Annotated in this window: 7 protein-coding genes and 1 tRNA gene; 2 read left to right on the forward strand and 6 right to left on the reverse strand. The window is 33.6% G+C overall.

Translation table 11 applies throughout. The annotated features are described in order from the left end of the window. Positions 1 to 21 precede the first annotated feature (21 nt). Genes ACTG3Y_RS13090 through ACTG3Y_RS13105 form a run of 4 tightly spaced genes read right to left on the reverse strand, consistent with a single transcriptional unit; the run spans position 22 to position 2,553 of the window. Positions 22 to 348 carry an FtsB family cell division protein gene (locus ACTG3Y_RS13090; protein WP_439153368.1) on the reverse strand — a complete coding sequence of 109 codons (327 nt, stop codon included), beginning with the start codon at positions 346 to 348 and terminating at the stop codon, positions 22 to 24. Further along, positions 348 to 953 carry a uridine kinase gene (udk, locus tag ACTG3Y_RS13095; RefSeq protein ID WP_439153369.1) on the reverse strand — a complete coding sequence of 202 codons (606 nt, stop codon included), beginning with the start codon at positions 951 to 953 and terminating at the stop codon, positions 348 to 350. Before udk ends, ACTG3Y_RS13090 begins: the two co-directional genes overlap by 1 nt. Before the next feature lie 44 nt (positions 954 to 997). Further along, positions 998 to 1,453: a c-type cytochrome gene (locus ACTG3Y_RS13100; RefSeq protein ID WP_439153370.1), complete on the reverse strand. Its 456-nt coding sequence runs from the start codon at positions 1,451 to 1,453 to the stop codon at positions 998 to 1,000. Continuing rightward, entirely contained in the window at positions 1,453 to 2,553 is a 1,101-nt protein-coding gene (locus ACTG3Y_RS13105; RefSeq protein ID WP_439153371.1) for a PQQ-dependent sugar dehydrogenase, read from the reverse strand. Before ACTG3Y_RS13105 ends, ACTG3Y_RS13100 begins: the two co-directional genes overlap by 1 nt. A gap of 102 nt (positions 2,554 to 2,655) precedes the next feature. Between ACTG3Y_RS13105 and ACTG3Y_RS13110 the strand changes: the two genes are divergently transcribed. Continuing rightward, a tRNA-Pro gene (locus ACTG3Y_RS13110) sits at positions 2,656 to 2,733 on the forward strand. Between the two features lie 31 nt (positions 2,734 to 2,764). On the opposite strand, the gene ACTG3Y_RS13115 is transcribed toward ACTG3Y_RS13110, so the two are convergent. Further along, on the reverse strand, positions 2,765 to 3,241 hold the full coding sequence (locus ACTG3Y_RS13115) for a hypothetical protein (protein ID WP_439153372.1): 477 nt from the start codon (positions 3,239 to 3,241) through the stop codon (positions 2,765 to 2,767). Between the two features lie 159 nt (positions 3,242 to 3,400). Between ACTG3Y_RS13115 and trxB the strand changes: the two genes are divergently transcribed. Continuing rightward, positions 3,401 to 4,384, forward strand: a complete 984-nt coding sequence (gene trxB, locus ACTG3Y_RS13120) for a thioredoxin-disulfide reductase (RefSeq protein WP_439153373.1) — start codon at positions 3,401 to 3,403, stop codon at positions 4,382 to 4,384. Between the two features lie 70 nt (positions 4,385 to 4,454). On the opposite strand, the gene ACTG3Y_RS13125 is transcribed toward trxB, so the two are convergent. Beyond that, positions 4,455 to 5,452: GIN domain-containing protein (locus tag ACTG3Y_RS13125; RefSeq protein WP_439153374.1), on the reverse strand; the 998-nt coding region annotated here is incomplete at its 5' end.

Genomic DNA, 5,452 nt, shown 5'->3' on the forward strand with positions numbered 1-5,452 from the left:
TCAAAATCATTAAATAAGGTTTTACTCATTTTCTTCTTGTTTTTGTATACTGTCTTCGTATTCTATAATATAAATATCTTCGTCTGGTTTTTTCATGTAATAGGTCTCGCGAGCATTGCGCTCTATACCTTCTTCCGTACTTAACTCTTTGATGGCTTTATTGTCTCTTGCCATTTCGTTTTTATAGTGTTCTTTCTGATATTCTAAATCTTCTATATCTGAATTTAACTCATAATGAAATAACCAGGAATGCGCATCGAAAAAAAGCATCCATATTACAAAAACGATGAGAACTAGAAGGTATATGTTTTTAAAGGGTTTTAGATATTTATTATTAAATATAGCCATTATAAACGATCGTTAATTATTGTTCTAACGATGTCTACAGCGACTGTGTTGTATTTATTGTTAGGTATTATTATGTCTGCATACTCTTTCATTGGTTCTATGAACTGTTGATGCATAGGTTTTAATGTGTTCTGATACCTAGCAAGTACTTCGTCAATATCTCGACCACGTTCAGTTATATCTCTTTTTAGGCGTCTTATTAAGCGTTCATCAGAGTCAGCATGAACAAATATTTTAATATCAAATAAATCTCTAATCTCTGGATTAGTGAGGATTAAAATACCTTCTACAATCATTACCTTTCTTGGTTTGGTAGAAATAGTATCACCTGTTCGGTTGTGTTTAACAAATGAATATACAGGTTGGTCTATTGATTTTCCTTTTTTAAGTTCTTCAAGATGACTTACAAGTAAGTCAAAATCTATGGAACGTGGGTGATCAAAATTAATCTTTACACGTTCATCGTAGCTTAGATGTGATGTATCCTTGTAATAGGAATCTTGTGAAATAACGCCAACTTCTCCTTCTGGTAATTCGTTAAGAATGGTGTTAACTACAGTTGTTTTTCCACATCCAGTTCCACCAGCAATTCCAATTATTAGCATTATAGAGGTTTGATTAATTAGTTAAGTACAAAGTTAGCCAAATACTACTGTTTTTTAATGACTTTTGTCACATCTTCAGAAGTAATTATCTCTCCATAATTATTTCCCCAACTATTATTAATATAGTTCATAACATCAGCAACTTCTTCATCCGTTAAACCCAGTGGAGACATCACACTATTATAGGTAATGCCGTTGACAATTATTTTACCAGACATACCTTTTTTAATGCCAATAATACTTTTTTCTTGATTTTCCTTCAAATAATCTGAATTAGCTAAAGGTGGAAATGCTTTGGGCACGCCTTTTCCATTAGTCATATGGCAAACTACACACATGGTGGTATATATAGCTTTGCCTCTGGATATGCTGGTACTAGCATTTGTATCTTGACTAATCTGAGGTTGTTTATTTGAGTAACTAAAAGTGTTGTTTTTGTTCTTTTCTGAGTTGCACGAAATACATAACAAAAGGATAATTATAATATTTATATTCTTCATTATTTTCTAATTAATTTTACAATGCCTAAGTTTTCAATACCAACATAAATATAACCGTCTGGTCCTTGTTCTACAGATCTTACTCGTCCTAAACCTTCTAGTAATCGTTCCTCCTTCATTACTTTTTTGCCTTCCATTGTAAACATATCTAAATATTGAAACTTTAGTGATCCTACTAACAAGTTACCTTTCCAGTCACCATATTTATCGCTGCTAATAAATGCCATTCCGCTCGGAGCAATTGAAGGATTCCAATAGTGCAAAGGTTGTTCCATGCCTTCTTTTTTGGTGATTTCCGTGAATTTAGTTCCACTATAATTTATGCCGTAGCTGATAACTGGCCAGCCGTAATTTTTACCTTTTTCTATAATATTAATTTCATCACCTCCTTTAGGGCCATGCTCATGTGTCCAAATTTCGTTTGTTTCAGGGTGTAGGGTCATGCCTTGTGGATTGCGATGGCCATAAGAATAAATTGCTCTTTTAGCATTTTGGACATCAACAAAAGGATTGTCTTCAGGTATCGTTCCATCATCGTTTAATCGATATACTTTTCCGCAGTCTCTTGTTATATCTTGTGGGTTTACATCTCTATTGCCACGGTCTCCAATTGAAAAATAAAGATAACCCTCCTTATCAAATACAAGTCTCGATCCAAAATGCTGACCTCTTCTACTATTAGGACTAGCTTTATATAGAACTTCTAAATTGGTCAATGTATCATCATTTAACTTTGCTCTGGCGATAGTTGTATTGCCACCATTTCCTTTACCTTCCGTCGATGCATATGAGAAATATATCCATCCATTGTTTTTGTAATTAGGATGTAGAATAATATCCATGAAGCCACCTTGCCCACGGACATAAATTTCCGGTAAGCCAGATATATATGTTTTATTTCCATTTTTAAAATGAATTAATTCTCCTGTTTTTTCAGTAATTAACATGGAATCATCTGGTAAAAACGTAAATCCCCAAGGTATAGTTAATTCAGAAACAATAATTTCATGGCCAATTTCTTTGTTAGACGGGTTCTTATCTTGTGCACAAGTGAGTATACTAATAAGAATTAATCCAATAACAGTTAGTCTTAATTTCATACCTAAAAATGCTAAATTAAAATTAGTCTTTAAAGTTAGAAAATTGTTATTGGATTATGAAGAAAAACTATATCTTTGCAATCCGAAATCGGGAATTAAATTCGGGGTGTAGCGTAGCCCGGTTATCGCGCCGCGTTTGGGACGCGGAGGTCGCAGGTTCGAATCCTGCCACCCCGACCAAAGATTAAAAGCTCAGTTTTACTGGGCTTTTTTATTCTACTCTAACATAGTTTTCGGAATAAATTCTGTTACCCTCTCCGTCTAACTCTATTTGCTGAAATTGATCTGGTTGTAATTGCAATTCAAATTTAAATTGCTTTTTCTCGGCAATGACTTCTTCCATAACCATAGAACCAAAATCTAGAACTTCAATTAAAGTATCATTTTTAAAACTGTAAGTTCCGTATCCGAACCATTCAGAGGAATCAGCTGGCCTATGTTTACACCACATTACTTTTGTGTCTGTATACATTTTAAGTTGCCGCGAATTAGATGATGTTTTAAATGAATCAACAATTTCATTGTCTTTGTAGTTATAGAAGCCTGTAAGTTCCCATGTGCCTTTAAGTCCATTTGAAATTTCAGTTTCTTCTTCTTGATTAGTCAATTCTGATTTTGACTCTGTACTTTCTTTACAGGAAGATATAAACATAAAAGTGAGACAAAAAATTAGGATGTTGCTTTTCATGATTCTATTGATTTAGCTGTTACACCCATTTAAATTACAAAATTAAATGCAATTTCGTATGGTATTTATATTATTAATAATTCTATAGTTAGTGTTGATAACTTCTCTGTAAGGATTTAGTCAAAAAAGCTACTTTTGTTTAGTAATAAAATACAATTTATGTCTGATACAATAGAAAAAGTAAAATGTTTAATAATAGGTTCTGGACCTGCAGGATATACAGCTGCCATTTATGCGTCTAGAGCAAATATGGCTCCAGTGTTATATCAAGGGGAGCAACCAGGTGGTCAGTTAACAACTACCAATGATGTTGAAAATTTCCCAGGTTACCCAGATGGGATCACGGGACCAGAAATGATGATCCAATTACAAAAACAAGCAGAGCGTTTTGGAACTGATGTACGCCATGGATGGATTACTAAGGTCGATTTTACGGGAGATATTCATAAGGTATGGGTAAATGGGGAAAAAGAAATACACGCATCTACAATTATAATTTCAACTGGTGCTTCAGCGAAATACTTAGGATTACCGTCTGAGCAAAAATATTTGAAGCTAGGAGGCGGAGTTTCTGCTTGTGCAGTTTGCGATGGTTTCTTTTACAGAAATCAAGAGGTGGTTATCGTTGGAGCAGGAGATAGTGCTTGTGAAGAAGCCCACTACCTATCTAAGCTTTGTAAAAAAGTAACGATGTTGGTAAGACGTGATGAGTTCAGAGCATCTAAAATTATGGCTAATCGTGTAAAGAATACTGAGAATATTGAAATTCTTTACAATACTGAAACTGATGAGGTATTGGGTGATGGACAAGTTGTTACAGGTGTTCGTGTTTTTAATAATCAAACCAATGAGAAGTTTGAGATATCAGCTACTGGATTCTTTGTCGCAATAGGGCACAAACCAAACACAGATATATTTAAGGACTATTTAGAGCTTGACGAAACAGGTTATATTATTAATGCTGTACCAGGAACAAGTAAAACTAATATGGATGGTGTGTTTGTGAGTGGAGACGCAGCAGATCATGTCTACAGACAAGCTATTACTGCTGCAGGTACTGGTTGTATGGCTGCATTAGATGCAGAACGTTATTTAGCAGCAAAAGAAGCTGATTTTGAAGTTTCTACATCGACTTATAATTAGGAAATAATAACTAATCAGAAAAGCCGAAGTAAATTTTACTTCGGCTTTTTATATTTAGATAGATGTGAGTTTATCGTTTCTTCTTTTGAAGTTTTGCGGTATCTTCAAATTTGGTTATCGTAATTGCAGGACTACCAAATAAGTAAATTTCACTATCACCAGCAGCATTGATGTTAATACTGTCACCTACAGATATGGTTAAGTCACTATTATCGTCTAAAGTCGCATCAACCGTATTGACATCAAATTTACCACCATTAAAATTGGTTGAATTATCTAATCTAATTATTGAATTAGTTGAGGTACCTTCAATAACAGCATCAGACCTTAAGTATAAATCAAAATCAGCAGTCTTACTGTTTATTAGTGCATCTAATTTGCTGTTGTCACTGAGTTCAACTTTAGTAGAATCTGCTGTTAAATTTAATCGTGTTTTAGATTTTCCAGAACTTTTATACATAAATTTTTTAGCATTAATATTTAAATAGGCTCTTGCATTATCTGCTGTTGTTAATGAGGCATCTCCAAGTTCCATGGATGTTAACGATCTAATCTCGCCATCATTTTTAATTTCTATATGTTGCAACGCATCACCATAATTCACGGTAATGTTTAAGCGCTTTTTTGATGTGATTCGCATCGTTTCCACAAAGGTTAATGTGCCGTCTATGACTTCAAATTGTATAACGTCGTGTAAGTTATCATCTGCCTCAATCTCAACCGACGGTTTACTGTTATATACTATTTCAATTGAAAAGTCACCACTAACCACTATAGTATTAAAATCATCTATATAGGTTTGCTTTATGGTTACATTTCTGTCACCTTTAATTTTCTCTGTAGATTGCGCATTTATGGTTAAACTGCTTGCAATCGCTAAAACCAGAATAAGTAATATTTTCTTCATTATATTATAACTGTTTTCTTTAAATAAGACACAATTCGTCATATTGGTCACTTTTAAAGCCGTTAAACAAAGATATACAAAAACCATCCCAAACTCTATATAGAATTTGAAATGGCTGTTAATTGATTGGTTTTTAATAAGATAACTTTGAAAAAATTTAG

The sequence above is a fragment of the Winogradskyella sp. genome, assembly GCF_965656915.1.
In the GTDB taxonomy this organism is placed as follows: domain Bacteria; phylum Bacteroidota; class Bacteroidia; order Flavobacteriales; family Flavobacteriaceae; genus Winogradskyella.

Coding starts and splice junctions, on each gene's coding strand:
- ACTG3Y_RS13090 (WP_439153368.1), bottom strand. CDS start 348: ATGGCTATATTTAATAATAAATATCTAAAACCCTTTAAAAACATATAC.
- udk (WP_439153369.1), bottom strand. CDS start 953: ATGCTAATAATTGGAATTGCTGGTGGAACTGGATGTGGAAAAACAACT.
- ACTG3Y_RS13100 (WP_439153370.1), bottom strand. CDS start 1,453: ATGAAGAATATAAATATTATAATTATCCTTTTGTTATGTATTTCGTGC.
- ACTG3Y_RS13105 (WP_439153371.1), bottom strand. CDS start 2,553: ATGAAATTAAGACTAACTGTTATTGGATTAATTCTTATTAGTATACTC.
- ACTG3Y_RS13115 (WP_439153372.1), bottom strand. CDS start 3,241: ATGAAAAGCAACATCCTAATTTTTTGTCTCACTTTTATGTTTATATCT.
- trxB (WP_439153373.1), top strand. CDS start 3,401: ATGTCTGATACAATAGAAAAAGTAAAATGTTTAATAATAGGTTCTGGA.